This is a genomic window from Streptomyces sp. NPDC043854 (assembly GCF_056436005.1).
The window spans coordinates 1-25,653 of the sequence record NZ_JBWKDK010000006.1 but is presented as its reverse complement, the minus strand read 5'-3'; the positions used below and the strand labels follow the sequence as shown (position 1 = coordinate 25,653).

26 protein-coding genes and 1 pseudogene are annotated in these 25,653 nt (G+C 72.5%); 23 read left to right on the top strand and 4 right to left on the bottom strand.

The window, feature by feature from the left end; translation table 11 throughout:
- Nucleotides 1-15: 15 nt before the first annotated feature.
- From AC068A_RS07895 to AC068A_RS07875, 5 genes are read left to right on the top strand one after another with little or no spacing between them, the layout of a single operon-like run.
- The gene (locus AC068A_RS07895) at nt 16-648 is read left to right on the top strand and encodes an MBL fold metallo-hydrolase (RefSeq protein WP_478582232.1); all 633 of its coding nucleotides are present in this window, start codon (nt 16-18) and stop codon (nt 646-648) included.
- A gap of 41 nt (nt 649-689) precedes the next feature.
- A complete protein-coding gene (locus AC068A_RS07890) occupies nt 690-1,475 on the top strand; it encodes an exodeoxyribonuclease III (protein WP_478582230.1) in 786 nt (261 codons plus the stop codon).
- A 58-nt stretch (nt 1,476-1,533) separates the two neighbouring features.
- Nucleotides 1,534-1,977, top strand: coding sequence for a DUF6278 family protein (locus AC068A_RS07885; protein ID WP_478582227.1), 444 nt, complete (start codon nt 1,534-1,536; stop codon nt 1,975-1,977).
- Between the two features lie 54 nt (nt 1,978-2,031).
- Nucleotides 2,032-2,649 (top strand): histidine phosphatase family protein, encoded by a 618-nt coding sequence (locus tag AC068A_RS07880; RefSeq protein ID WP_478582224.1) that lies wholly within the window; start codon nt 2,032-2,034, stop codon nt 2,647-2,649.
- A gap of 46 nt (nt 2,650-2,695) precedes the next feature.
- Nucleotides 2,696-3,439, top strand: a complete 744-nt coding sequence (locus tag AC068A_RS07875; RefSeq protein ID WP_478582221.1) for an amino acid ABC transporter ATP-binding protein — start codon at nt 2,696-2,698, stop codon at nt 3,437-3,439.
- 2 nt (nt 3,440-3,441) lie between these two features.
- Here AC068A_RS07875 and AC068A_RS07870 read toward each other — a convergent pair whose 3' ends face one another.
- Nucleotides 3,442-5,037 carry a CocE/NonD family hydrolase gene (locus tag AC068A_RS07870; protein ID WP_478582218.1) on the bottom strand — a complete coding sequence of 532 codons (1,596 nt, stop codon included), beginning with the start codon at nt 5,035-5,037 and terminating at the stop codon, nt 3,442-3,444.
- Nucleotides 5,038-5,206: 169 nt separating this feature from the next.
- The gene (locus tag AC068A_RS07865; RefSeq protein ID WP_478582216.1) at nt 5,207-6,409 is read right to left on the bottom strand and encodes a L,D-transpeptidase; all 1,203 of its coding nucleotides are present in this window, start codon (nt 6,407-6,409) and stop codon (nt 5,207-5,209) included.
- Nucleotides 6,410-6,950: 541 nt separating this feature from the next.
- On the opposite strand from AC068A_RS07865, the pseudogene AC068A_RS07860 reads away from it, so the two are divergent.
- The 3 genes and pseudogenes from AC068A_RS07860 to AC068A_RS07850 all read left to right on the top strand — a co-directional run.
- Nucleotides 6,951-7,204 (top strand): annotated as a pseudogene (locus AC068A_RS07860) (peptidoglycan bridge formation glycyltransferase FemA/FemB family protein); the annotation flags it as partial.
- Nucleotides 7,201-8,901 carry a murein biosynthesis integral membrane protein MurJ gene (gene murJ / locus AC068A_RS07855; RefSeq protein WP_478582213.1) on the top strand — a complete coding sequence of 567 codons (1,701 nt, stop codon included), beginning with the start codon at nt 7,201-7,203 and terminating at the stop codon, nt 8,899-8,901. The pseudogene AC068A_RS07860 and the gene murJ, both read left to right, overlap by 4 nt.
- A gap of 114 nt (nt 8,902-9,015) precedes the next feature.
- Entirely contained in the window at nt 9,016-10,323 is a 1,308-nt protein-coding gene (locus AC068A_RS07850) for a cytochrome P450 (RefSeq protein WP_478582210.1), read from the top strand.
- On the opposite strand, the gene AC068A_RS07845 is transcribed toward AC068A_RS07850, so the two are convergent.
- Nucleotides 10,283-11,008, bottom strand: coding sequence for a hypothetical protein (locus tag AC068A_RS07845; RefSeq protein ID WP_478582208.1), 726 nt, complete (start codon nt 11,006-11,008; stop codon nt 10,283-10,285). The two genes, AC068A_RS07850 and AC068A_RS07845, sit on opposite strands and share 41 nt — an antisense overlap.
- Before the next feature lie 115 nt (nt 11,009-11,123).
- Between AC068A_RS07845 and ggt the strand changes: the two genes are divergently transcribed.
- Nucleotides 11,124-12,929, top strand: coding sequence for a gamma-glutamyltransferase (ggt, locus tag AC068A_RS07840; protein ID WP_478582206.1), 1,806 nt, complete (start codon nt 11,124-11,126; stop codon nt 12,927-12,929).
- An 87-nt stretch (nt 12,930-13,016) separates the two neighbouring features.
- On the opposite strand, the gene map is transcribed toward ggt, so the two are convergent.
- Entirely contained in the window at nt 13,017-13,784 is a 768-nt protein-coding gene (map, locus tag AC068A_RS07835) for a type I methionyl aminopeptidase (RefSeq protein WP_478582203.1), read from the bottom strand.
- A gap of 78 nt (nt 13,785-13,862) precedes the next feature.
- Here map and AC068A_RS07830 point away from each other — a divergent pair, with 78 nt between their 5' ends.
- From AC068A_RS07830 to AC068A_RS07765, 14 genes are all read left to right on the top strand, one after another.
- A complete protein-coding gene (locus AC068A_RS07830) occupies nt 13,863-14,114 on the top strand; it encodes a helix-turn-helix domain-containing protein (protein ID WP_385680245.1) in 252 nt (83 codons plus the stop codon).
- A 126-nt stretch (nt 14,115-14,240) separates the two neighbouring features.
- On the top strand, nt 14,241-14,411 hold the full coding sequence (locus tag AC068A_RS07825) for a hypothetical protein (RefSeq protein WP_478582198.1): 171 nt from the start codon (nt 14,241-14,243) through the stop codon (nt 14,409-14,411).
- A 106-nt stretch (nt 14,412-14,517) separates the two neighbouring features.
- The gene (locus tag AC068A_RS07820) at nt 14,518-14,910 is read left to right on the top strand and encodes a hypothetical protein (RefSeq protein WP_478582196.1); all 393 of its coding nucleotides are present in this window, start codon (nt 14,518-14,520) and stop codon (nt 14,908-14,910) included.
- Nucleotides 14,911-14,919: 9 nt separating this feature from the next.
- A complete protein-coding gene (locus tag AC068A_RS07815) occupies nt 14,920-15,300 on the top strand; it encodes a PPOX class F420-dependent oxidoreductase (protein WP_478582193.1) in 381 nt (126 codons plus the stop codon).
- Between the two features lie 99 nt (nt 15,301-15,399).
- Nucleotides 15,400-17,139 carry a hypothetical protein gene (locus AC068A_RS07810; RefSeq protein WP_478582190.1) on the top strand — a complete coding sequence of 580 codons (1,740 nt, stop codon included), beginning with the start codon at nt 15,400-15,402 and terminating at the stop codon, nt 17,137-17,139.
- A 189-nt stretch (nt 17,140-17,328) separates the two neighbouring features.
- A complete protein-coding gene (locus AC068A_RS07805) occupies nt 17,329-18,171 on the top strand; it encodes a nitrilase-related carbon-nitrogen hydrolase (RefSeq protein WP_478582187.1) in 843 nt (280 codons plus the stop codon).
- Entirely contained in the window at nt 18,168-19,463 is a 1,296-nt protein-coding gene (locus AC068A_RS07800; RefSeq protein WP_478582185.1) for an aspartate aminotransferase family protein, read from the top strand. The genes AC068A_RS07805 and AC068A_RS07800 overlap by 4 nt, the downstream gene beginning before the upstream one ends.
- A gap of 16 nt (nt 19,464-19,479) precedes the next feature.
- Nucleotides 19,480-20,886, top strand: a complete 1,407-nt coding sequence (gene hydA, locus AC068A_RS07795) for a dihydropyrimidinase (RefSeq protein ID WP_478582182.1) — start codon at nt 19,480-19,482, stop codon at nt 20,884-20,886.
- Between the two features lie 73 nt (nt 20,887-20,959).
- Entirely contained in the window at nt 20,960-21,961 is a 1,002-nt protein-coding gene (locus AC068A_RS07790) for a TIGR03842 family LLM class F420-dependent oxidoreductase (protein WP_478582179.1), read from the top strand.
- A gap of 274 nt (nt 21,962-22,235) precedes the next feature.
- Nucleotides 22,236-22,892: a DsbA family oxidoreductase gene (locus AC068A_RS07785; protein WP_478582177.1), complete on the top strand. Its 657-nt coding sequence runs from the start codon at nt 22,236-22,238 to the stop codon at nt 22,890-22,892.
- A gap of 1 nt (nt 22,893) precedes the next feature.
- Nucleotides 22,894-23,988 carry an oxidoreductase gene (locus tag AC068A_RS07780; RefSeq protein ID WP_478582175.1) on the top strand — a complete coding sequence of 365 codons (1,095 nt, stop codon included), beginning with the start codon at nt 22,894-22,896 and terminating at the stop codon, nt 23,986-23,988.
- Between the two features lie 132 nt (nt 23,989-24,120).
- Nucleotides 24,121-24,603 carry a nucleoside deaminase gene (locus AC068A_RS07775; RefSeq protein WP_478582172.1) on the top strand — a complete coding sequence of 161 codons (483 nt, stop codon included), beginning with the start codon at nt 24,121-24,123 and terminating at the stop codon, nt 24,601-24,603.
- 91 nt (nt 24,604-24,694) lie between these two features.
- Nucleotides 24,695-25,015 (top strand): DMT family transporter, encoded by a 321-nt coding sequence (locus AC068A_RS07770; protein WP_360630012.1) that lies wholly within the window; start codon nt 24,695-24,697, stop codon nt 25,013-25,015.
- An 82-nt stretch (nt 25,016-25,097) separates the two neighbouring features.
- Nucleotides 25,098-25,517 carry a DMT family transporter gene (locus tag AC068A_RS07765; RefSeq protein ID WP_478582167.1) on the top strand — a complete coding sequence of 140 codons (420 nt, stop codon included), beginning with the start codon at nt 25,098-25,100 and terminating at the stop codon, nt 25,515-25,517.
- Nucleotides 25,518-25,653 lie beyond the last annotated feature (136 nt).

Here is a 25,653-nt window from a genome sequence, read left to right as displayed (position 1 = left end):
GGCTAGCCTGGGATCATGAAGCTCACCAAGCGGCTGCACTCCTGCGTCCAGGTGGAGAAGGACGGGCGCGTGCTCGTCATCGACCCCGGCGCCTTCAGCGAGCCCGACGCGGGCCTCGGGGCCGACGTCCTGCTCGTCACGCACGAGCACCCCGACCACTTCGACGAGGGCAGGCTGCGGGCCGCGCTCGACGCCAACCCCGCCGCCGGGCTGTGGACCCTGCGCAGCGTCGCGGACCGGCTGGCGCCCGCCTACCCGGGCCGCGTGCACACCGTCGGCCACGGCGACGCCTTCACCGCGGCCGGGTTCGAGGTGCAGGTGCACGGAGAGCTCCACGCCGTGATCCACCCGGACATCCCCCGGGTCACCAACGTCGGCTACCTCGTCGACGGCTCCCTCTTCCACCCCGGCGACGCGCTGACCGTCCCCGGCACCCCGGTGGAGACCCTGATGCTCCCCGTGCACGCCCCGTGGAACAAGATCGCCGAAGTGATCGACTATGTCCGCGAGGTCAAGCCGGTCCGCGCCATCGACATCCACGACGCCTACCTCGCCGACATCGCCCGGCCCATCTACGACACGGCCCTGGACAACCTGGGCGGCGCGCCGCACAGCCGGATGGCCGCGGGGGAGACCGCCGCCCTCTGAGCACCGGCCGGGTGTCGGCGCCGGGCGGTAGGTTGTCTGGTATGCGTATCGCCACCTTCAACGTCAACTCGATCACCGCCCGGCTGCCGCGGCTGCTGGCCTGGCTGGAGTCCTCCGGCACCGATGTGCTCTGCGTGCAGGAGACCAAGTGCACCGCCGAGCAGTTCCCCTTCGACGAGCTGCGCGAGCTGGGGTACGAGGCCGCCGTCAACGCCACCGGCCGGTGGAACGGCGTCGCCCTGGTCTCCCGGGTCGGCCTGGAGGACGTGGTCGCGGGCCTGGCCGGCGGCCCCGGCTACGAGGGGGTCCAGGAGCCCCGGGCGATCTCCGCGACCTGCGGCGGGGTCCGCCTGTGGTCGGTGTACGTGCCCAACGGCCGCGAGGTCGAGCACGACCACTACGGCTACAAGCTGGAATGGTTCCGCGCGCTGAAGGAGGCCGTCGCCGAGGACGCGGCCGGCCCCCGCCCGTTCGCCGTGCTCGGCGACTTCAACGTGGCCCCGACCGACGAGGACGTCTACGACGCGGCGGTCTTCGAGGGCCTCACCCACGTCACCCCGGCCGAGCGGGCCGCCCTGGAGGCGCTGCGCGCCGCCGGCCTGTCGGACGTGGTGCCCCGCCCGCTCAAGTACGACCGCCCGTACACGTACTGGGACTACCGCCAGCTCTGCTTCCCCAAGAACCGCGGCATGCGCATCGACCTGGTCTACGGCAACGAGCCCTTCACCAAGGCCGTCAAGGACGCCTACGTGGACCGCGAGGAGCGCAAGGGCAAGGGCGCCTCCGACCACGCCCCCGTCGTCGTGGACCTCGAGCTCGACGCGTAGCGGCGGATCCAGGCGCGCCCTGTGGCCAGTCGGGCGCCGCGGTGCCAGGCTGGGCCGTATGAACATCCCCTTCCTGGACCACTGGCTCAACCGGAACGACACGGAACGGGGTGCGGGACTCGCCGCCGCCCTCGCGCAGGACCCCGAAGGCATCGGCGAGTTGTTCTCGGAATGCGAGATGCTGCGCGCCCAGGCCCGCGCGGCAGGACTCGAACTCGACGAGACCCCGGCCTCCTTGGAGGCGCTGGACCAGCTGATGCCGCGCTGGCGCCGGGACCCCGAGCTCGCGCCCTGGCTCGGCAACGACGCGGGCCTCTACCTCGGCACGGTGATCATCCGGACCCGACCGGGCACGAGCTGGCAGGTGCGCCCGGACGGGCAGCCGGTGATCGTGCTGGCCTCGGGCCGGGAGCTGAACGTGGTGGAGTGCGGGGTGTCCTGGGCGATGACCGGATCCCCCGAGCTCTCCCAGGTGTACGCCGAGGCCTCCGAAGGCGTCTGAGCGGCCTCGGGGAGGCCGCTCAGGACCGGCACCGGAATCGGAAACGGAGCCCGTATGGCCGTGGACATCGTCTTCGAGACCCACTCGCTCACCGAGGACAACGAACGGGGCATCGCCACCGGCCGGCTGCCCGGCAGGCTCTCCGCGGCGGGCCGGCGCCTCGCCGCCGAGCTCGGTGAACGCCGCCGTGACGACGGTCTCGCGGCCGTCTTCGTCTCGGACCTGCACCGGGCAGTCGAGACCGCCCGGATCGCCTTCGCCGGCAGCCCCGTCCCCGTGCACCGCGACCCGCGGCTGCGGGAATGCGACTACGGAGCGCTGAACGGCTGCCCGGTGGCCGACCTGGCCGGCCGCCGCTCCCGGCACATCGACACCCCCTTCCCCGGCGGCCAGAGCTACCGCCAGGTCATCGGGGCCACCGCGGACTTCCTCCGCGACCTGGCCGCCGCCCGCAGCGGACAGCGCGTCCTCCTCATCTCCCACTCGGCCAACAAATGGGCGCTCGACTGCCTCCTGCACGGCGCCTCGATCGAAGACCTGGTCGACGCCCCGTTCGGCTGGCGGGAGGGCTGGCACTACACCCTCCCCGAGGCCTGGCCGTCCGCGGAAGCCGCCCCCGGAGCGTCCGCCCCGGGCGTGTCGGCGCACGAAGTGGGGCCGTGGCCCGGATAGTTGAGCCCGACCTCGGCACACTGTGGAACAAGGGGGCGGGCAGGTCATGGCCGTCGACGCGCTGATCGAGCTGCGGGACGTGAACAAGCACTACGGGAAGCTGCACGTCCTGAAGGACATCAACCTCACCGTCGGCCGCGGGGAGGTGGTGGTGGTCATCGGCCCGTCCGGCTCCGGCAAGTCCACCCTGTGCCGGACCATCAACCGCCTGGAGACCATCGAGTCGGGCACGATCACCCTCGACGGCCGGCCGCTGCCCGCCGAGGGCAAGGACCTGGCCGCGCTGCGCGCCGAGGTGGGGATGGTGTTCCAGTCCTTCAACCTCTTCGCGCACAAGACGGTCCTGGCCAACGTCTCCCTCGCACAGATCAAGGTCAGGAAGCGCGGCAGGGCGGAGGCCGACCGGCGCTCCCGGGAGCTGCTGGAGCGCGTCGGCCTCGCCGACCAGGCCGAGAAGTTCCCCGCCCAGCTCTCGGGCGGCCAGCAGCAGCGGGTGGCCATCGCCCGCGCCCTGGCCATGGACCCCAAGGCCCTCCTCTTCGACGAGCCCACCTCCGCCCTCGACCCGGAGATGATCAACGAGGTGCTGGAGGTCATGCGGCAGCTGGCGGCGGAGGGGATGACCATGGTCGTGGTCACCCACGAGATGGGCTTCGCCCGCTCCGCCGCCAACCGCGTCGTCTTCATGGCCGACGGTGTGATCGTCGAGGACCGCAGCCCGGAGCAGTTCTTCACCGCCCCCGAGAGCGACCGCGCCAGGGACTTCCTCTCCAAGATCCTCAGGCACTGAGCTCAGCGCAGCGGGACCGCCACATAGGACGGGTCCGTGGTGGGGGAGGTGAAGGTGAGCTGGGCGCCGAAGGGGTTGTACTCCGCGTAGAGGGGGTCGACGGTGTCGATGACGAGGGCCATCCGGTGGCCGGCCGGGACGTCGTACGCCGTCGAGAACAGGTCCAGGTCCACGCCGAAGGCGCGGCCCGGGGTCTTGCCGTGGAAGGTGTACGGGGCGTGGGTGACCAGCTTGCCGATGCCGAGCGGGCCCACGTCGTACAGGTACGCGATGAAGGTGCCGTCGGACTTGGTGGGCGTGACGGTGGTGTGCAGCCGGGCCGTGCCGCGGACGTGCTTGTCGCTGCCGTACCGCTCCGACTGCCAGACGGCGGCGAAGGTGCGCGGCAGCAGCGGGACGGAGGCCATCGGCGGGATCTTGGCGAACTGGTCCAGGGCGCTGGAGAGGAGGACGACGCCGCCGTCGGCGCCGGTGTTGACGCCGGTGAACAGGTGCTCGGTGTCGTTCAGGGCGAGCTTCTCGGTGCCGGCCGCACCGACCGACTTCCAGTCGGCGTAGCCCTCGTAGCCCCCGCCGCTGCGGGTCTTGATCTGCACGGGGGCCTCGGTGTCCACCCCGTTGCGCTCGCCCTTGAGGTGGCGGTCGAACCAGCGGCGGGCGTTGGTCCAGGTGTCGTTGGGCAGCCCGAACAGGCCCGTGACTTCGGCGGTGGCGTGGTCGCCGGGGCGGAACTCCAGCCGCTTGGGGCCGGTCAGCTTCTCGAAGAAGGAGGCGTACTGGTTGGGCGGGAAGATGGTGTCGCCCCAGGCGTTGCCCAGCATGACCGCGGTGCCGTTGGCGTTGATCCGGTCGACCTGCTCCGACGCCGAGCGCACCCGGCCCCACTCGATCATCTCCTGCTCCCGGTCCAGGCGGGAGTTCATGAAGTCGGCGAGGATCCGGTCGAGTTCGGGGCCGGGGCGGCCCGTGGCGTGGCCCACGGCGCCGAGCAGGCCGGTGGCCTGGAGGTGCTGGGTGCGGCCGGAGTAGATGGACTCGATGAGGTCGGCCCAGCCGCTGAGCGCCACCACGGTCGTGATCCGCGGGTCGTGCGCGGAGGCGAGCAGGCTGATGCCCGCGCCGTACGAGAGTCCGCCCACGCCGATGCGGCCGGGGTCGGCGGGGGTGTGGGCCAGGGCCCAGTCGATGACGGCGGAGACGTCGGCGACGTCGGGCGGGCCGGCCACCTCGATCTGCCCGCCGGAGAGCCAGAAGCCGCGGGAGGCGTAACTGACCACGATGTAGCCGGAGTCGGCGAGCTTCTTCGCCTGGGCGATGTACTCGATCTGGGGCATGCCCCAGCTGCCGGGCAGCACGATCAGCGGGTACGTGCGGCCGGCCTCGGCGCGGGCCGGGGTGAACACGTTGCCCTTGAGGGTGGTACCGCCCGAACCCGGGATGTCGTGGAAGGCGAGCTCGGGCGAGCCCGCCGACGCGGTGGCTAAAGAGCCGGTGGGGGAAGGGGCGGAGGCCGCCGCCCAGGCCTGCTGGGGGGTCAGGCCCAGGGCGGCCACGGTCAGGGTGGCCGCCACGGCCGCCGCGGTGGGGGTGCGGACCATCGTGGGCTCCTTGCATGCGCCGATGTCGAAGTAACCCGACGGTAACCGGAGTTGCTTACCCTGGGTAACCCATCAGTGGGTTACGCGGTGGTAACGATTGATCGAATTCCCGGTGAGGTCGCGGTGTCCGCGGCGGCCACGTCCGCCGTGGCGGAGCGGTTGTTGCCGGTCAGCCGTTCTGGGCGGCGCCGTTCAGCGCGCTCTTGGCCTTCCACTCGTCCCAGGACAGGTTCCACTCGCCGTACCCGTTGCCGATGTCCGCCTTGCCCTTGGAGCCGTTTCCCGTCACCTCGACCGCGTCGCCGACCTGGGACGAGTCGAACAGCCACTTGGCGTCCGCGTCGCTCATCCCCACGCAGCCGGAACTGGCGTTGGTCCGGCCGAAGTACGTGGAGTTCCACGGCGCGGCGTGGATGTACATGCCCGACCAGGTCACCCGCATCGAGTAGTCGACCATCTTGTCGTAGGAGTCGCCCAGCCCCACGGTCTGGGAGTCCATCCGGATGGTGCCCTCCTTGGTCATCAGCACCATCTTCCCGGACCAGGAGGCCTTCTTGCCGCCGGGCGTGCCCGCCGAGACCGGGATCGTCTTCACCGTCTGGCCGTCCTCGACCACCGACATCCGCTTGCTGTCGAGGTCGACCTGGAGCCGGCGGTCCTTGCCGATCTTGAAGTTGGTGTCGTAGTCGCGCACGAAGTAGCCGCCGCCCTGGCCGGAGTCCACACCGTTGAGGTTCATCTCCACCTTCACCTCGGTGCCGGACTTCCAGTACTCCTTCGGCCGCCAGTCCACGCGGTCGTTGCCCGTGTAGTCCTTGAACCAGCCCCAGGAGCCCTCGGTGTTGTTCGAGGTGGTCACCTTCAGGTGCTTCTCCACCTCGGCCTTGTTCTTCACCGGGTTGTCGAAGACCAGCGAGACGGGCTGGGCGACGCCCACCGTGCCGCCCTTGCCGGGGATGATCGTGACCTTGTTCACCTTGTCCGCGGCCGCCGTCTTGAACTGGGCGTTCGCACTCTGGCTGTCCGTGTTCTGCGCCTCGACCCGGTAGTCCGTGCCCGGCGCCGCATTGCGCTCCGAGGTCCAGGTCCGGCCGTCGTCGGCTATCTTCCCGGGCAGCTCGCCGCCCTTGCCGTCGGACACCTTCACCTGGGCGAACTTGCCCGCGGCGAGCGTCACCTTCACCGGCTCGCCGGGCTTGGCCTGGTCGCCCGCGAGGTTCACGGAGATCGCCATGTCCGGCTTGTTCTTCTTCGGCTCCGCCTTGCCGATGACCTCGCCGCCGCCTCCGCAGGCGGTCAGCGCTGCGGCCATGAGTGCGGTGCCCGCCAGCATGGCGTGGCGGCGGTGTGCGAAACGGCGTGTGCGGCTCAACGAAATCCCTCCAAAGCAACGGTCGTCCGGATGGGGAGATGCGGACAGGGCGACTCCGGGTTGCACAATCCGCCGAAAAGATTCGGACTTTCTGCTGGTGGCATGGACTGCAGCGAAACGGTCATCGTTCTGTCACAAACGCCGCGCAGATCCGTCACGGACCCCTGGGAGAGTCCCGTACGACCCGCGCCGGACGTGCAGGAAGGCCGATCCGCCGTAGGCGCGCTGCTCGCGGCCCCCGCCCGCCACCAGCACCGGTACCAGGGCCGGGGCCACGGTGGGGACCAGCGCCGGGACCACGGCCGGAGCCGTGACCGGAACCGGGAGCCAGAGTTCCGTTCCCTGCCGACAGCCGAACACCGCTCCTTTCTTTCCCGGAACCGGAATGCAATTTTCTCCAGTGCCCGTCCCGGGCCGGGGAAAAGGGCCTCCGGCGGGTGCTCGGAAACGGTCGGATGGCACCACTCCGACGGGGAAACCACCGGAGCCGCGCTCGTGCGGTACCGCCAATTCCCCGGCACCCGCAAATACTTCGCCCGGTAGGCCCCGCAACGCCCTCCAGTGGCACATGATGCGCGACGCGCATGCCCTCGGAGCGGACGCATACGAAGGCGCGGGGTACCCTCCACTCTCGACCCCGCCGAACGCCCATTCGGACTGCTGCGCTGGAAGCTCGGTACCGGCGGGCACGTCGTCGAGACGCTCGGAGAGTGGGAGATCCCGTTGGACGGACATGCCAACACGGCGCTGTGCAAGGCCTTCCAGGCCTTCCAGACCTACCTGGCCCGCCGGTGACGGCCGCCGCGCCCGCCGCGCCCGCCGCACCCGAAGCGCCCGGCGGTGCCGGGGCGCCCGCCGCGGCAGCGCCCAAGTCCTCGGTGCTGCGCAGCGGCGCGCTCATGGCCGCCGGCTCGATCGTCTCCCGCGCCACCGGGTTCGTCCGCTCCGCCGTCGTCGTCGCCGCGCTCGGCACCGGGCTGCTCGGCGACGCCTACGCCGTCTCCAACACCGTCCCGAACATCATCTACATGCTGCTCGTCGGCGGCGCCCTCAACGCCGTCTTCGTGCCCGAGCTGGTCCGCGCCGCCAAGGAGCACCAGGACGGCGGCGCCGCCTACACCGACCGGCTGCTGACCGCCTGCACGGCCGTGCTCCTGCTGCTCACCGCGGCCGCCGTGCTGGCCGCGCCGCTGCTCGTGGCCGCGTACACCCCGTACACCGGCAGCCAGGCGGGGACCACCGTCGCCCTGGCCCGCTACTGCCTCCCGCAGATCCTGTTCTACGGGCTGTTCACCCTGCTCGGGCAAGTGCTGAACGCCCGCGGCCGGTTCGGCGCGATGATGTGGACCCCCGTCCTCAACAACCTCGTCATCATCGGCGTCTTCGGCCTCTTCCTGTACTTCTCCCACCACGGCGGGCAGGGGCTGACCGCCGGCGAGACCCGGCTCCTCGGCCTCGGCACCACCGCCGGCATCGTCGTCCAGGCCCTCGCCCTCATCCCCGCCCTGCGCGCCGCCGGCTTCCGCTGGCGCCCCCGCTTCGACTGGCGCGGCCAGGGCCTGGCCCGCCCGCTGCGCAATGCGGGCTGGCTGGTGATGCTCGTGTTCACCAACCAGATCGGCTACTGGGTCGTGACCCGGCTGTCCACCACCGCCGGCCGCCAGGCCGTCGAAGCCGGTCTCGCGGGCGGCGCCGGCTACACCGCCTACAGCAACGCCTACCAGCTGTGGATCGTCCCGCAGGGCATCATCACCGTCTCCCTCGTGACCGCCCTCATGCCCCGGATGAGCGCCGCCGCCACCGACGGCGACCTCGCCGCGGTCCGCCGCGACGTGTCGTACGCGCTGCGCTCCAGCGCCGCCCTCGTCGTCCCGGCCGCCGCGCTCTTCGCCGCCCTCGCCCCCTGGGTGATGGGCAGCGTCTTCGGGTACGGCCGCACCGGCGCCGCCGACATCGAGGCCATGGCCGGCATGCTCGTGGCGTTCGCCCCCGGCCTGATCGCCTTCTCCGGCCAGTACGTCCTCTCGCGCGGCTTCTACGCCCTCTCCGACACCCGGACCCCGTTCTTCCTCAACCTGGTCATCGCCGGGCTGAACGCCGGGCTCTCGGCCGCCGCCTACCTGCTGCTGCCCCCGCGCTGGTCCGTCACCGGCATGGCCGCCGCCTACTCCGTGGCCCTTTTCGCCGGCCTCGCCGTCACCGCGTGCGTCCTCGCCCGGCGGCTCGGCCCGCGCCGCAGCGGCCCCGGAGCGGTCCCCGCCACCGCGCTCGGCACCCACCTGCGGCTGCTGGCCGCCGCCCTGCCGGCCGCCGCCGCCGGGTACGCGGCCGCCCGCGCCGCCGACCGGTCCGGCCTCGGCGACCTCGCCGCGGCCGGCGCGGGAACCGCGGTGATCGCCCTCGTCGTCGTCCTCCTCGCCGGGCCGCTGCGCCTGACCGAGATCACCGATCTCTCGGACTCCCTGCGGCGCCGGGCGGGCCGCCGGCGGTAGACACCGCCCACCACCGCCCTGGGACACGACCGGGCGCCGAGCTGCGGGGCCCCGGCTGCCCCGTGCCGGGGGCGGCCTCTTGCGGGGGACGGCCCGCGCCGCCACCGTGGGCGCATGCATCCCGCGTCCCCGCAGCCCGAAGCCGGCCTCCCCGACGTCTTCGACCCCCGCATCTACGCCGAGGGCATCCCGCACGCGAGCTACCGACTGCTGCGCGAGCGGCACCCGGTGGCCTGGCAGGACGAGCCTGAGATCCAGGGCTGGCCGGCCGGACCCGGCTTCTGGGCGGTCACCCGGCACGCCGACGTGGTCCGCGTGCTCCGCGACCACGCCGCGTACTCCTCCTGGCTGGGCGCCACCCAGATCCGCGACCCCGACCCGGCCGACCTGCCCTTCCTGCGCCGCACCATGCTCAACCAGGATCCTTCCCCCGGGCCCTGCGGGCCCGGGGAGACCCCCACGGACCACGGCCGGCTGCGCCGGCTGGTCTCCCGCGCCTTCACCCCCGCCCGCGTCGACGCCTTCGCCGCCCGGGTCCGGGAGCGGGCCCGTACCCTGCTCGCCGACGCCCGCGGAAAGGCCGAGGACGGAGCCGCCGACGTGGTCGCCGCCGTCACCGACGAGTACGCGCTGCTGAACCTGACCGACCTGCTGGGCATCCCGCCCGGCGACCGCGCCCTGCTGCTGGAGTGGACCGTACGGGTCATCGGCTACCAGGATCCCGAGGACGCGCCCGAACCCCTGCGCGGCCCCGACGGCACACCGCTCAACCCCCGTTCACCGGCGCTGCTGGGCGAGATGTTCGGCTACGCGCGCGAACTGGCCGCCCACAAGCGCCGCCACCCGGGCGACGACGTGATGACCTCCCTCGCCGAGGCCGGACTCGAACCGGCCGAGCTGGAGATGTTCTTCTTCCTGCTCACCGTCGCGGGCAACGACACCGTGCGCAGCGCGGCCCCCGGCGGGCTGCTCGCCCTCGCGCAGGCCCCGGACGAGTACCGGCGGCTGGCCGCCGGGGAGGTGCCGGCCGGCCGGGCCGTGGAGGAGCTCCTGCGCGTCCACCCGCCCGTGCTCAGCTTCCGCCGCACCGCGGCCGTCGACACCGAGCTCGCCGGTCAGCCGGTCCGGGCCGGGGACAAGGTGGTGGTCTTCCACGCCTCCGCCAACCACGACGAGCGCGTGTTCTCCGCCCCCGGCCGCCTCGACCTCGGCCGGAACCCCAATCCGCACGTCTCCTTCGGGGACGGCCCGCACGTCTGCCTCGGCGCCCATTTCGCCCGGCTCCAGCTGCGCATCCTCCACGAGGAGTGGCGGACGGGCATGCCCGCGCCGGAACTCGCGGGCCCGCCGCGCCGCCTGGTGTCGAACTTCATCAACGGGATCACGCGTCTGCCGCTGCGGGTGTCCGGGCCGGCCCGGTGACGTCCGCCAGCAGCTCGGTCACGTCCGGGCCGTAGGCGTCGGAGTTGGTCACCTTCAGTACGACGCAGAACGAGTTCCCCCGGTACTTGCGGGCCAGCTCCCGGTGGTTGCGGGCCAGGTACCGGGCGCCCGCCTGGTTGCTGATCGCCGTCTGCCCGGATATCAGGAACACCGGGCGGGTTCCCGGACCGGTCGTCACCCGGGCCAGCAGCACGTGCTCCACCCGGCCCTTGTCGAACCGGTACGCCTCTTCACCGACGTGGATCGCCAACCGGTCCGGTTCCGGCTCCTCGAACGCGCCGACCCGGACGCCCGGCAGCATGGAGGACAGGTGGGCCACCGTTCGTGCGTTCGAGGTCGGGCCTCCCACACAGAACTCCGTGCGCTCGCCGACGCCCTGGCGGACCGCGTCGTGGGAGACGAGCTGGAGGTTCGCGCCGCAGTCCTTGATCAGGGCCGATATCTCCAGCAGCGCGAAGGCGTCGTTACGGTGTACCGACCACGCATCGGCGTCCGGCTTACGGTTGACCACGAACAGGCAGTCCGAACCGGTGGGCAGGCCGAAGAACGCCTGTTTGCGGCGCAGTGCGCGGCGCCACAGAAGGGTCCGCGTGAACCAGCCGAAGCCGCCGCTGACGGCGGTGGCCGCCACCCCGAGCACGATGTTGCGCAGGTCGTCGTTCATGCGCCGGATGCTAGCCCCGGCCCATTTCCCCTGACGCGGGGGGTGCGGTGAAGTTACAGTGCCGACCGCAGCCCTGTCGCAGGGGGCCTGACAGGCCGTCGACCGGAGGTACGCCATGCGTCGTCCCGCTCCACGCCACTTAGCGCTGGCCGCCGCCCTCACCGGGGCGCTCGTGTCCACCGGTGCCGCGGGCCCGCCCCCGCAGGCCGACGGCCCTCCCGCCAAGGTGCCGGTGGCCGTGGGCCACGGCGGGGTCGTCTCCAGCGTCGATCCCGATGCCACCGCCGTCGGCATCGCGGTCCTGCGGTCGGGCGGGAACGCGACGGACGCCGCCGTCGCCACGGCCGCCGCGCTCGGCGTCACCGAGCCGTACTCCGCCGGCATCGGCGGGGGCGGCTACTTCGTCCACTACGACGCCAGGACCCGCCGGGTGCAGACCATCGACGGCCGCGAGACCGCGCCCGCGTCGGCCACCGCCGGGCTCTTCCAGGAGCGCGGGGTGCCCATCCCGTTCGCCGAGGCCCAGACCAGCGGCCTCTCGGTCGGCGTCCCGGGCACGCCCGCCACCTGGCAGAGCGCTCTGGACGCATGGGGCACCCGCCCGCTGTCCAAGCTGCTGAAGCCCGCCGAGAAGCTGGCCCGCGACGGGTTCATCGTGGATGCCACCTTCCGCGCCCAGACCGAGGCCAACGAGGCCCGCTTCAAGGACTTCCCGGCCACCAGCAAGCTGTTCCTGCCGGGCGGCGCCCTGCCGGTGGTCGGCTCCACCTTCAAGAACCCGGACCTGGCGGCCACGTACGCCGAACTCGGACGCAACGGCGCCGGAGCGCTGTACCGGTGGCCGCTCGCCGACGAGATCGTCAACACCGTCCGCAAGCCCCCCGTCGACCCGGCCGCCACCCGCACCGTCCGGCCCGGCGACCTGACCACCCGGGACATGCGCGCCTACGGGACCAAGCGGCAGGAGCCGACCCGGGTCGAGTACCGCGGGCTCGACGTCTACAGCATGGCGCCGTCCTCCTCCGGCGGCACCACCGTCGGCGAGGCGCTGAACATGCTGGAGCGCACCGACCTGGGCGCCCTCTCCGAGGCGCAGTACCTGCACCGCTTCATCGAGGCTTCCCGGATCTCCTTCGCCGACCGGGGCCGGTGGGTCGGCGACCCGGCCTTCGAGCAGGTGCCCACGCGCCAGCTGCTGTCGCAGCGGTTCGCCGACTCGCGCGGCTGCCTGATCAACCCCGACCGGGCCCTGACCAGCCCGGTGGCCCCCGGCGACCCGTACCACCCGAAGCCCTGCGCCACTGCGGGCCCGGCCGCGCCGACCACGTACGAGGGCGAGAACACCACGCACCTGACGGTCGCCGACCGCTGGGGCAACGTCGTCTCGTACACCCTGACCATCGAGTCCACCGGCGGCAGCGCGATCACCGTTCCCGGCCGCGGCTTCCTCCTCAACAACGAGCTGACCGACTTCTCCTTCGCCCCGGCGGTACCCGGGGTCCCGGACCCGAACCTGCCCGGCCCGGGCAAGCGGCCCCGCTCGTCCATGTCCCCGACCATCGTGCTGGACCACGGCCGGCCGGTCCTCGCGGTGGGCTCGCCGGGCGGAGCCACCATCATCACCACCGTCCTCCAGACCCTCACCGAACACCTGGACCGGGGCCTGCCGCTGGTCGACGCCATCGCCGCGCCGCGCGCCAGCCAGCGCAACCAGACCACCACCGAGCTGGAACCCGCCCTGTGGAACAGCCCGCTGCGCGGCCAACTGGAGGCACTGGGCCACGCGTTCCGGCAGAACCCGGAGATCGGCGCCGTCACCGGAGTCCAGCGGCTCCCGGACGGGCGCTGGCTCGCGGCCGCCGAGAAGACCCGGCGGGGCGGGGGCTCGGCGATGGCCGTCCACCCGCACGGCAGGCCGTAGCACGCCGCGGCCCGTCGGCCCGTCGGCGCGTCCGCCCGGCAGACAGGCAGGCAGGCAGTCGGCCGGGCGGACGGGCGGCCCGCCCGGTCACAGCGCGGTGAGGATCCTCGGGCCGTCGGCGGTGATCGCGACCGTGTGCTCCGCGTGCGCGGCGCGGCTCCCGTCGAGGGTCCGCAGGGTCCAGCCGTCCCCGTCGCACCCGTATTCGTCGCTGCCGCCCGCGGTCACCATCGGTTCGATCGCCAGGACCATGCCGGGGCGCAGCCGCATGCCGCGCCCCGGCCGGCCCTCGTTGGGCACGGACGGGTCCTCGTGCATGCTGCGGCCCACGCCGTGGCCCCCGAAGCCCTCCGGTATGCCGTATCCGGCCGCGCGGCAGACCGTGCCGACGGCGTGCGCGATGTCGCCGATCCGGTTGCCGGGCACGGCGGCGGCGATACCCGCCGCCAGGGCCGCCTCGACCGTCTCGATCAGCCGCAGGTCGGCGGGGCGGGGGCGGCCGACGGTGAAGCTGACCGCCGCGTCCCCGGCCCAGCCGCCGAGCCGCGCCCCGCAGTCGATGCTGACCAGGTCGCCGTCGCGCAGTCGGCTGCCGTCCGGGATGCCGTGCACGATCGCGTCGTTGACGGAGGCGCAGATCACCGCGGGGAAGGGGACCGGAGCGAACTGCGGCCGGTAGCCGAGGAAGGGCGAGGACGCCCCCGCCCCGGTGAGGACGGCGCGGGCCACCCGGTCCAGCTCCAGCAGGGACACCCCGACGCGCGCGGCATCCCGTACGGCGGCCAGGGCCTGGGCGACCACCCGGCCCGTGGCACGCATCTCGTTGATCGACTGTTCCGTCTTGATCTCAACCATGCCAATAACTATACCGGTAAATCTATACCGGTAAAACTATACCGGGATGATTGTTGGGGCGGCCGGTACGATGGGCCCATGGTCCGAACCCCCCTCACCCCCGAAGAGCGCGAGCGCGGCGAGCGCCTCGGCACCCTGCTGCGCGAGGCCCGCGGCGGGCGCAGCATGGTCGAGGTCGCGGCGACCGCCGGGCTCTCCGCCGAGACCCTCCGCAAGATCGAGACCGGCCGCGCGCCCACCCCGGCCTTCTTCACCGTGGCCGCCCTCGCCGAGGCGCTCGGCCTCTCGCTGGACGACGTCATCCGCCGCTGCGCGCTCGTCCCCGCCTGACGGTCCGCACCCGTTCCGCGCCGTTCTGGCCCGTTCCGGTGCCCGCCGCCCCGCGTTCGGGCGGCCGTGCGTGCCGAACGGCGCAATCGGCGGGGCCGACGGCCGGACGCGGGGCAACGTGAAGGGGTGTCAGCCAGCAACGCAGCCGAACGACTCGGACTCGCACTCCTCGGCGCCCTCCTGGCGGGCGGCCTGCTGATCGCCGCCTGCGCCGTCCCCGACGGCAGGGCCGCCGACCCGGGGCGCCGCCCGGCCGCGCCGCCGGCCGCCCCCGCCGGGAGGGCCATGGCCCGATGACGCGGCGGGGACGGGCACAGGGAACCGCGGGCATTCGGGTGAATGGCCGCTCCTCAGGCCGGGATGAAGCGTTTCGGCAGGCCAGAGCCCTCTTACGCTGCACGGCATGCAAGACCGCGCCGCCGCGGCCGGCATCGCCGCCGCCGCTTCCCTCCTGCTCCTGTCCGCCGTCGGCCCGGCCGATGCGCATCCCGTGCCCGGTCAACTGCTCTACGCGTACACCGATGGCGACGGGCATCCGGCCGCGGACCTCCTCCGGGCCCCGGAGAGCGGGGTGTGCATCGACCTGCCGGCCCTCCACGACGCCCCGGCCGTGCACCTGCACAACGACAGCCCCGCGACCGTCCGGCTCTTCGGCACCCGGGGCTGCCCCGGGCACCCCCTCGCCACGGTGCACCCCGGCGGGCACTCCGCGGCGCACACCTTCTCCGTCCGGCTGGAACTGCCCCGCCAGGGCGAGGGGCCCGCCGCCCGAGGGCGGCCGCGCGCAGTGCCGTAGCCTCGAAGGATGACCCTTGAAGAGCTCGGGCGGGCGAAGTACGTCAGCCTCACCACCTTCCGGAAGGACGGCACGCCCGTCGCGACACCCGTGTGGGCCGTGGCCGACGGCGGCGAGCTGTACATCTGGACGCGGTCCGACTCGTGGAAGGTCAAGCGGATCCGGAACAACGGGCGGGTCGCCCTCTCCCCGTGCGACGTGCGCGGGCGGGTCGCGCCCGGGGCGCCGGTGCTCGAAGGCCGGGCGCGGCTGCTGGACGGGGCCGGGCTGAAGCGGGTACGGCGGCTGATGTCGCGGAAGTACACCTGGCAGTTCTGGTCGGTGGACGTGCCGGGTGCGCTGGTCCGGTTCGGGCGGCGCCCGCACACGGGGATCGCCGTCAAGGTTTGAGCTTCCCGTAGCCCGCCTGTAACACCCGTGGGTTCCCATGCAGGCATGGAGACGGCGGCTTCGCTGGTGATCACGCAACTCTCGGGATACTTACGCGGGTTGACGCAGAGACTGGACCCGGGCGCGGGGTGGTACGGGGAGTTCCTGCGCCGGGACCCGGAGGGGCTGCGGGCCTGCCTGGACGGGGCCGCGATGCCGCCGTGGGACGTGGTGGAGTCGCTGCTCGGCGATCTCGCGCAGGCGAGGGGGGCCGAGTTCGCGGCGCGGGAGACGCAGTACGCGGCCCGGCTCCGGGCGGAAGCCGCCGCCGCGTGGGACCGGCTGCCGGGCGGGGCCGAGGAGTTACAGGTCCTGATCGCGGCCGCAGCCGGGCAGCGGGAGGCCGCGGAGGCGGCGGCACGGAGCCTGACGGCGCGGCTCGCCGCCGCGGCGGACCGGGCGGAGGCCGACGCGGTCGCGGGGGAGCTCGCCTGGCTCCGGGACGACGCGGCCCGGGCCGCATCCCGGCACGAGGACCTCACGGCCCGCCTGACGGCCCTGGCCGCCGCCCCCGACCCGCTTCCCGCGGTACCCCGCCAACGTGCCCATGCGCCGGCCGCGCCCCCTGCCGAACCGCCGTCCGGGGAACCCGGTGCAGGCGCGGGCCGCACCGGGACACCCGGCGAGGCTGCCGATGTGCAGGGCGGCCACCCGGGGCCGGAGCCGCACGAGGGGCCGGGCGGGGACCCCGGGCGGACCTCCGCCGAAGCGGCGCCGGCCGGGTACGCCGGCCGGGAGTCCGGTGAGGTCGGCGGCGACGGGCGGCCGGGTGCATCCCGGGGTGCCTCGGACGGTGGTGCGCGGGGCGGGTATACGGGGCGGGAGTCCCACGAGGGGCCGGGCGGGGACCCCGGGCCGGCCTCCGGTGGCGAGACGCCGGGCAGGGTGCGGCGGGCCGAGGGGCGGTGGCTGCGGGGCGGCGCCCGCAAGGCCGGAGGGGCGCGGTACGCCGGCTCGGCGGCCCCCGGGCCGACGCCCTTCACCCCGCCGCCCGGGCACCCGGCCGGCCCCGCCGCCCCGCCGCGCGGCGCCCGCTTCGGGCACTTCGAACCGCAGCCGCACCCGCAGCCGCACCCGCAGCCTCGGGCGCAGGACGCCGGTTCCGCGGTGAGCCCGCCGCGCGGCGCCCGGTTCGGGCGGCCCGAGCCGCAGCTGCAGGACGTTGCCCCCGCGGCCCCGTTGGGCCGGGCCGCGGGCGGGCACCCCGAGCCGGAGCCGGATCCGGAGTTGGAGCCGGATCCGCAGCCGCAGGGGGCCGGGGCGGCACGGCCCGGCGGGCGGGGGGTCCGCGGCACGGTGGCCGAGCTGATCACCCTGCGGGCGCAGGGGCGTGGCGGCGAGGCGCATGTGCTGTTGTGCGAAGCCGCCGCCTGGCCGCCCGGGCTGCTGCCGGACCTCGCCGCCGAGCTGGCCCGTGCCGGGCTGGCCGCCGACTGGGCCACCCTGCTGTGGGAGGCGGCCTCGCTCCCGCCGGAGCGGCTCGCGGCGGTGGCCGCGGCCCTCGGCGCGGCCGGCCGGCACGCCGACTGCGAGGCGCTGCTGCGCCAGGGCGTGTCCCGGCCCGCCGCCGAGATCGCCGAGGCGGCCCTGGTCCTGGCCGGGGCCGGGCGTTCCGGCGAGGCCGACGCCGTCCTCGGCGCCTTCGTCCGGGTCCGCACCGCCGAGGACGCGGCCCGCCTGGCCCGCCGGGACCCGCAGTGGTTCGTCCCGCGCCTGCTCAGGGCCGCCGAGGCCGTGTCCGCCGGGCGCCATCGCGACCTCGTACACGCCTTGCGCGTCGCCAGGCTCTTCGCTTCCTGATCCTGAGCGCCGACCCCTGTCCGCCACACATCGAACTCGATCGAAAACAAACGTTTCGTGACCCAATTCGACCGACTGCGCCATCAGTGCAAGGCGGTCTTGCCCCGCGGTGTGACGGGGCCTACGTTCTACTCCCTACGCACCGTCTACGTGCGTAGAAGTCGGCGTTCCCGTCGCGAGGAGCAGCTCATGGCCCAAGTCGTCCGCGCCGCACTCGTCCAGGCCACCTGGACCGGAGACACCGAGTCGATGATCGCCAAACACGAGGAGCACGCCCGCAGGGCGGCCGCCCAGGGCGCGCGGATCATCGGTTTCCAGGAGGTGTTCAACTCCCCCTACTTCTGCCAGGTCCAGGAGCCCGAGCACTACCGCTGGGCCGAGCCGGTCCCCGACGGGCCGACGGTCCGCCGGATGCAGGACCTCGCCCGCGAGACCGGCATGGTGATCGTCGCACCGGTCTTCGAGATCGAGGACTCCGGCTTCTACTACAACACCGCCGCCGTCATCGACGCCGACGGCAGCTACCTCGGCAAGTACCGCAAGCACCACATCCCGCAGGTCAAGGGTTTCTGGGAGAAGTACTACTTCCGCCCCGGCAACCTCGGCTGGCCCGTCTTCGACACCGCCGTCGGCAAGGTCGGCGTCTACATCTGCTACGACCGCCACTTCCCCGAGGGCTGGCGGGCCCTCGGCCTGGCCGGCGCCCAGCTGGTCTACAACCCGTCCGCCACCCACCGCGGCCTGTCCGCCCACCTGTGGCAGCTGGAGCAGCCCGCCGCGGCCGTCGCCAACGAGTACTTCGTCGCCGCCATCAACCGGGTCGGCCGGGAGGAGTACGGCGACAACGACTTCTACGGCACCAGCTACTTCGTCGACCCGCGCGGGCAGTTCGTCGGCGAGACGGCCGGCGACAAGGAGGAGGAACTCCTCGTCCGCGACCTCGACCTCGGCCTCATCGAAGAGGTCCGCACCCAATGGGCGTTCTACCGCGACCGCCGACCCGACGCCTACGGAGGGCTCGTTCAGCCGTGACCAACCCGATCCCCCTGATCAGCCGCCACCGCTCCGTCCTGCCCGATTGGCTCGCGCTCTACTACGACCGCCCCATCGAGCTCACCCACGGCGAGGGCCGCCACGTCTGGGACGCCGACGGCAACCGCTACCTCGACTTCTTCGGCGGCATCCTCACCACGATGACCGCCCACGCCCTGCCCGAGGTCACCAAGGCCGTCACCGAGCAGGCCGGACGGCTCATCCACTCCTCCACCCTCTACCTCAACCGCCCGATGGTCGAACTGGCCGAGCGGATCGCCGCCCTGTCCGGCATCCCCGAGGCGCGGGTCTTCTTCACCACCTCCGGCACCGAGGCCAACGACACCGCCCTGCTGCTGGCGACCGCGTACCGCCGCTCCAACCAGATCCTGGCGATGCGCAACAGCTACCACGGCCGGTCCTTCTCCACCGTCGGCATCACCGGCAACCGCGGCTGGTCCCCGACCAGCCTCTCGCCGCTCCAGACCTACTACGTCCACGGCGCGGTCCGCACCCGCGGCCCCTTCGCCGAGCTGTCCGACGAGGCGTTCACCGCGGCCGCGGTCGCCGACCTCGAGGACGTGCTCGGCCAGGCCCGCGGCTCCGTCGCCGCCCTGATCGCCGAGCCGATCCAGGGCGTCGGAGGGTTCACCTCCCCGCCCGACGGCCTGTACGGGGCCTTCCGCGAGGTGCTGGACCGGCACGACATCCTCTGGATCAGCGACGAGGTGCAGACCGGCTGGGGCCGTACCGGCGAGCACTTCTGGGGCTGGCAGGCGCACGCCCGCAGCGGCCCGCCGGACATGCTCACCTTCGCCAAGGGCATCGGCAACGGCATGTCCATCGGCGGCGTCGTCGCCCGCGCCGAGATCATGAACTGCCTCGACGCCAACTCCATCTCCACCTTCGGCGGCTCCCCGGTCACCATGGCCGCCGGCCTCGCCAACCTCGCCTACCTGCTGGAGCACGACCTCCAGGGCAACGCCCGCCGCGTCGGCGGCCTGCTCCTGGAGCGGCTGCGCGCCATCGCCGCCACCGTGCCCGCCGTACGGGAGGTACGCGGCCGGGGCCTGATGGCCGGAGTGGAGCTGACCCGGCCCGGAACCGACCAGGCCGACCCGGACGCGGCCTCCGCCGTCCTGGAGGCCGCCCGCGAAGGCGGCCTGCTGCTCGGCAAGGGCGGCGGGCACAACACCAGCGTGCTGCGCATCGCGCCGCCGCTGTCCCTCACCGTCGCCGAGGCGGAAGAGGGCGCCGAGATCATCGAACGGGCCCTGCGCAGCATCGTGTAGCCGGGAGGCGCCGCACATGTCCATCCGCACCCTGATCCGCGGCGGCCTCGTCATCACGGCCGCCGACGAGCTCCACGCCGATGTGCTGGTCGAGGAGGGCCGGGTGACCGCCCTCGCCGCGCACGGCTCCCACACCGCCGAGAGCTGGACCGCCGGCGCCGGCCGCGTCCTCGACGCGACCGGGAAGTACGTCATCCCCGGCGGGGTCGACGCCCACACCCACATGGAGCTGCCCTTCGGCGGCACCTTCGCCTCGGACACCTTCGAGACCGGTACCCGGGCCGCCGCCTGGGGCGGCACCACCACCATCGTCGACTTCGCCGTGCAGAGCGTGGGCCGCGCCCTGCGCGAGGGGCTCGACGCCTGGTACGACAAGGCCGACGGCAAGTGCGCCGTCGACTACGGCTTCCACATGATCCTCTCGGACGTCAACGAGGGCACCCTGAAGGAGATGGACCTCCTCGTCGAGGAGGGCATCACCTCCTTCAAGCTCTTCATGGCCTACCCGGGGGTCTTCTACAGCGACGACGGGCAGATCCTGCGCGCCATGCAGCGGGCCTCCGGCAACGGCGGGCTGATCATGATGCACGCCGAGAACGGCATCGCGATCGACGTGCTCGTCGAACAGGCCCTCGCCCGCGGGGAGACCGACCCCCGCCACCACGGCGAGGTCCGCAAGGCGCTGCTCGAGGCCGAGGCCACGCACCGGGCGGTCCAGCTGGCCCGCGTCGCGGGCTCCCCGCTGTACGTCGTCCACGTCTCGGCGGAGGAGGCGGTGGCCGAGCTGGCGGCCGCCCGCGACAAGGGCCTGCCGGTGTTCGGGGAGACCTGCCCGCAGTACCTGTTCCTGTCCACCGACAACCTCGCGGAGCCGGACTTCGAGGGCGCCAAGTACGTCTGCTCGACACCGCTGCGGCCCCGCGAGCACCAGGCCGCGCTGTGGCGGGGCCTGCGCACCGACGACCTCCAGGTGGTCTCCACCGACCACTGCCCGTTCTGCTTCAAGGGGCAGAAGGAGCTGGGCCGCGGCGACTTCTCGAAGATCCCGAACGGCCTCCCGGGCGTGGAGAACCGGATGGACCTCCTCCACCAGGCGGTCCTGGACGGGCACATCACCCGCCGCCGCTGGATCGAGATCGCCTGCGCGACCCCGGCCCGGATGTTCGGCCTCTACCCGCAGAAGGGCACCATCGCCCCGGGCTCGGACGCCGACATCGTGCTCTACGACCCGCACGCCGAGCAGGTCATCTCCGCGCAGACGCACCACATGAACGTGGACTACTCGGCGTACGAGGGCAAGCGGGTCACCGGCCGCGTCGACACCGTGCTCTCCCGCGGCGAACTCGTCATCGACCGGCGCGAGTTCACCGGACGCGCCGGACACGGGGCCTTCGTGCCCCGCTCCACCTGCCAGTACCTGTAGACCGCACCCCGCACCCCGCACCCGTACGCCGCCCCGTACCCGTACGCCGCACCGCCCACGCAAGGAGCCGCCCATGGACTTCGGCCTCGTCCTGCAGACCGACCCGCCCGCCTCCGAGGTCGTCAGCCTCATGCGCCGAGCCGAACGCAACGGCTTCCGCTACGGCTGGACCTTCGACTCGGCCGTGCTGTGGCAGGAGCCCTTCGTCATCTACAGCCAGATCCTCGCCAACACCCAGAAGCTGCACGTCGGCCCGATGGTCACCAACCCCGGCACCCGCACCTGGGAGGTCACCGCCTCCACCTTCGCCACCCTCAACGACATGTACGGCAACCGCACCGTCTGCGGCATCGGCCGCGGCGACTCGGCGATGCGGGTCGCGGGGCGCAAACCCAACACCCTGGCCCGGCTCGGCGAGGCCATCGGCGTCATCCGGGACCTCGCCGAGGGCCGGGAGGCGGTCGTCGACGGCAACCCGATCCGCATCCCCTGGATCCGGGAGGGCAGGCTGCCCGTCTGGATGGCCGCGTACGGCCCCAAGGCGCTGGCGCTGGCGGGGGAGAAGGCCGACGGGTTCATCCTCCAGCTCGCCGACCTGTACCTCACCGAGTGGATGATCAAGGCGGTGCGGGAGGCAGCCGCGGCCGCCGGCCGCGATCCGGCCGCGATCACCATCTGCGTCGCGGCGCCGGCCTACGTCGGCGACGACCTGGCGCACGCCCGCGACCAGTGCCGCTGGTTCGGCGGCATGGTCGGCAACCACGTCGCCGACCTCGTCTCCCGCTACGGCGAGCACTCCGCGATGGTCCCGGACGAGCTGACCGAGTACATCAAGGCCCGCCAGGGCTACGACTACAGCCACCACGGGCGGGCCGGGAACCCGTCCACGGACTTCGTCCCCGACGAGATCGTCGACCGCTTCTGCCTGCTGGGTCCGGCGGAGGCGCACATCGAGAAGCTGCGGGCCCTGCGGGCCCTCGGCGTCGACCAGTTCGCCGTCTACGACATGCACGACGCGAAGGCGGCCACCATCGACGAGTACGGCCGGCACATCATCCCGGTGCTACGCGACTGACTCGCCGTGCCCGGTGCACGTCCAGTACCTGGACTGCCGTCTCCCAGCCGGGGTTTCACCCAGGCTCGGAGACGGCTTCTGGTTTACCGGCTGCCGATCTGATCGCGCCGCCGTTTCCGAACGGTCCTCCCTGCCCACCGCCTCGCCTCCGCGGGGCGCAGGGGACTTGACATCAAAGTGCATGATCCTGCAACCTTTTCCCGCTCCTCCATCCTCCGGACGCACTGTCAGGGGGATATTATTGCTTGCACAATCACTCACCTGGAGTCGGCGCATGGCTGCCCCCGTGAAGATCAAGATTTGGTCCGACTACGTCTGCCCCTTCTGCATGCTGGCCGAAGGCCCTCTCGAAGAGGCCGTCAACGATGTCGGCGCCGAGGTGGAGATCGAGTGGATGCCGTTCGAGCTGCGGCCCCATCCCCAGCCCACCCTTCGGCCGGAGGACGACTACCTGCCCGCCATCTGGGAAAGCGCCGTCTACCCCATGGCCCGCCGCCTGGGGGTCGACATCAAGCTCCCCGACGTGTCCCCCCAGCCCTACACCGCCCTCGCCTTCGAGGGCTACCAGTACGCGGCCGAGCACGGCCTGGGGACCGCCTACAACCGGCGGATGTTCCGTGCCTTCTTCCAGGAGAACCAGGACCTCGGACAGCTCGACGTCCTCACCGCCCTGGCCGGCGAGATCGGCCTGGACGAAGCCGGGTTCCGGGCCGCGCTGGAGAACGGCACCCATCGCGCCAAGCACCAGGAGGCCCTGCGTGAGGCGGCGGCCCACCAGGTGCGGGTGGTTCCCACCTTCCTCATCGGTGACACCCGGATCGAAGGCGTCGCGCGCCCCGCCCAATTGCGCAAGGCGATCCTCGACGCCCAGGCGCAGCAGGCCGAGGAAGACGCCTACGGCGCCGCCTGCGGTATCGACGGGAGCTGCTGAGGTGCACGGCGCCCACCCCGCCCTCACCGCCTGCCGGTTCGCCGGGATGGAGCTGCGCAACAGATTCGCCCTCGCCTCCATGACCCGGGTCTCCGCGACCGAGGACGGCCGGGCCGCGCCGGAGATGGCCGAGTACTACGAGACCTTCGCCGAGGGCGGTTTCGGACTCCTGATCACCGAAGGGACCTACACCGACACCGCCTTCAGCCAGGGTTATCTGCACCAGCCCGGCATCGCGGACGAGGCGCAGGCCGCTGCCTGGCGGCCGGTCGTCGACCGGGTCCATGCCGCCGGGGCGCGCGTCATCCTGCAGCTGATGCATGCCGGGGCCGTGGCGCAGGGCAACCGGTTCCGCGACCGGACCGTGGGCCCCTCGGCGGTACGGCCGCTCGGTGAGCAGCTGACCAAGTACCGCGGCAGCGGCCGCTGGCCCGTACCGATGGAGATGACCCGCCGCCAGATCGGCGAAGCCGTCCAGGGCTTCGCCGCCGCCGCGGCCCGCGCCCGCGGCGCCGGCTTCGACGGCGTGGAGATCCACGCGGCCAACGGCTACCTGCTCGACCAGTTCCTCACCCCCTACACCAATCTGCGCACCGATGAATACGGAGGGGGTGCCGAGGAGCGCTCCCGGCTCGTACGGGAAGTGACAGCCGCGGTCAAAGGCGCGACCGGGCCCGGCTTCACGGTCGGTGTCCGCCTCTCCCAGGGGAAGGTCAACAATCCCTCGTGGCGATGGCCGGGAGGTGACGCCGAGGCGCGTGCCGTCTTCACGGCGGCTGCCGCGGCCGGGGCCGACTATCTGCATCTCGCGGGAAGAGGACGGGACTGGCCTGCGCACGGGCCGACGCTTCCCGGGCTCGCCCGGGCCGTCACCGGACTTCCGGTGATCGCCAATGGCGGGCTGCACCGGGACGCGCTGGCACGGCGCATCCTGGACGAGCGGCACGCCGACGTCCTGGCGATCGCCAGAGGCGCGCTGGCCAACCCCGACCTGCCGCGCAGGGTCGCCGCGGGCACGGTCCCGACGCCCTTCGACCCCCGGCTGATCGAGCCGCTGGCGACACTGGCCAACGCCCGTTCCCATGTGAACGCTTGACAGTTAGTGCATGCACATACAAGATAAATGCCCTAAGCTGAGATTTCTGAAGGCGGCCTCTTGCCTACATATGCTTGCATGTGCAGGCAAATGGTATGCCAGGCTCAGGGCAACTCGGGAGACGAACTGCTCATGCGTACACACGACAGCGAACTGATGGACCATGTCCACGAAGCGATCCGGATCAGCCGCGAGCACGTCGCGCAGGGTGGAATCCCCTTCTCCGGCGTGATCGTGGGCACCAGCGGACGGATCTTGGGGACCGGCTTCAACCGAGTCCGCGAGGACAACGACCCGACCGCTCACGCCGAGGTGGTCGCCCTCCGGGAGGCCACCACCAAGCACGGGGTCCGCGCCGCGGCAGGAGCCACTCTGATCGCCTCCGGTGAACCCTGCGCCCTGTGCTACATGGCGGCGCTGTACGCCGGCATCGGCCATGTCGTGCACGCCGCCGACCGCAGGACCGCTGCCCGGTACGGCTTCGACTACACGAGCTCGTACTCCCTCTTCGCCGAGGATCCGGAGAACTGGCCCTTCCAGGTCACGGCGCTGCGACTGCCCGAAGCAGAGCAGCCCTTCCAGGACTACCTCACCATGAGCCGGGCCCGGCGATAGCCCCGACAGCCCAGGGCTCCCGCCTCCCCGCATCGTCGTACGACGCCCTTCACCCCCACTCACCACCATTCACCGCACGGAAGGACCCCCCATGCACTGGCTCTACCTCGCGATCGCCGTCGTCTTCGAGGTGACGGTCGCCATCGCCGCCGGAAAGGCCGAAGGCTTCAAGAACCGCAAGTGGACCGCCATCACCCTGCTCAGCGGGGCTGCCGCGACCTTCTTCCTCAGCAGGGCGCTGCTGAAGTTCGACGTCGGCGTCGGCTACGCCCTGTGGACGTCCGTCGCCGGCGTCGGCATCACCCTCCTCGGAGCGCTGTTCTTCGGCCAGCGTCTGACCTGGAACAAGGCGATCGGCATCGTCCTCGTCATCGGCGGCGTCGTCGGCCTGCAGCTGAGCGGTTCCGCCTGAGCCCGGAGCAGACCTCCCGGCCTCGCATTCTGTGCAACCCCGCAACCACCTGACGACATCCCCACGAGAGGACTCATCTCCCATGTCCAACGCAGCCCGGAGCTCCGCCAACGCCTGGCTCATGCTCCTCCTCGCCGGAGCCTTCGAGATCGGGTACGCGCTCGCCGTCGGCGGCAGCGAGGGCTTCACCCGCCTGACCTGGTCCCTGGTCGCCGTGGTGTTCTTCCTGCTGACGCTCTACGCACTGAGCCTCGCCCTGCGCTCGATCGACGTGAGCATCGGCTACGCCGTCTGGGCGGGTATCGGCGCGGTCGGCGCCGCGGTCTTCGGCCCGCTCTTCTTCGACGAGAGCCTCACCGTGGCCAAGGGCGCCTGGCTGGCGGTCATCATCGTCGGGGTCGTCTGGCTCAAGCTCGCCGACCGCACGAAGTCCCCCGAGGCGGCTGCCGGGACGCGGGAAACCGAGCGCCCCGCGGACAGGCCCGAAGCACTTCAGGTCTGATGCTCGCCGACCGTACGCCCCAGGCGCCTGCTGCCCTTCCGCACAAAAGGAAGAGGGGACAGGGAAGGGACAAACCATCACCTCAGCGGTCCTGAAACAGGCAAAAAAAAGCGAGGCCCCGAGGGGAAAGAAGAAA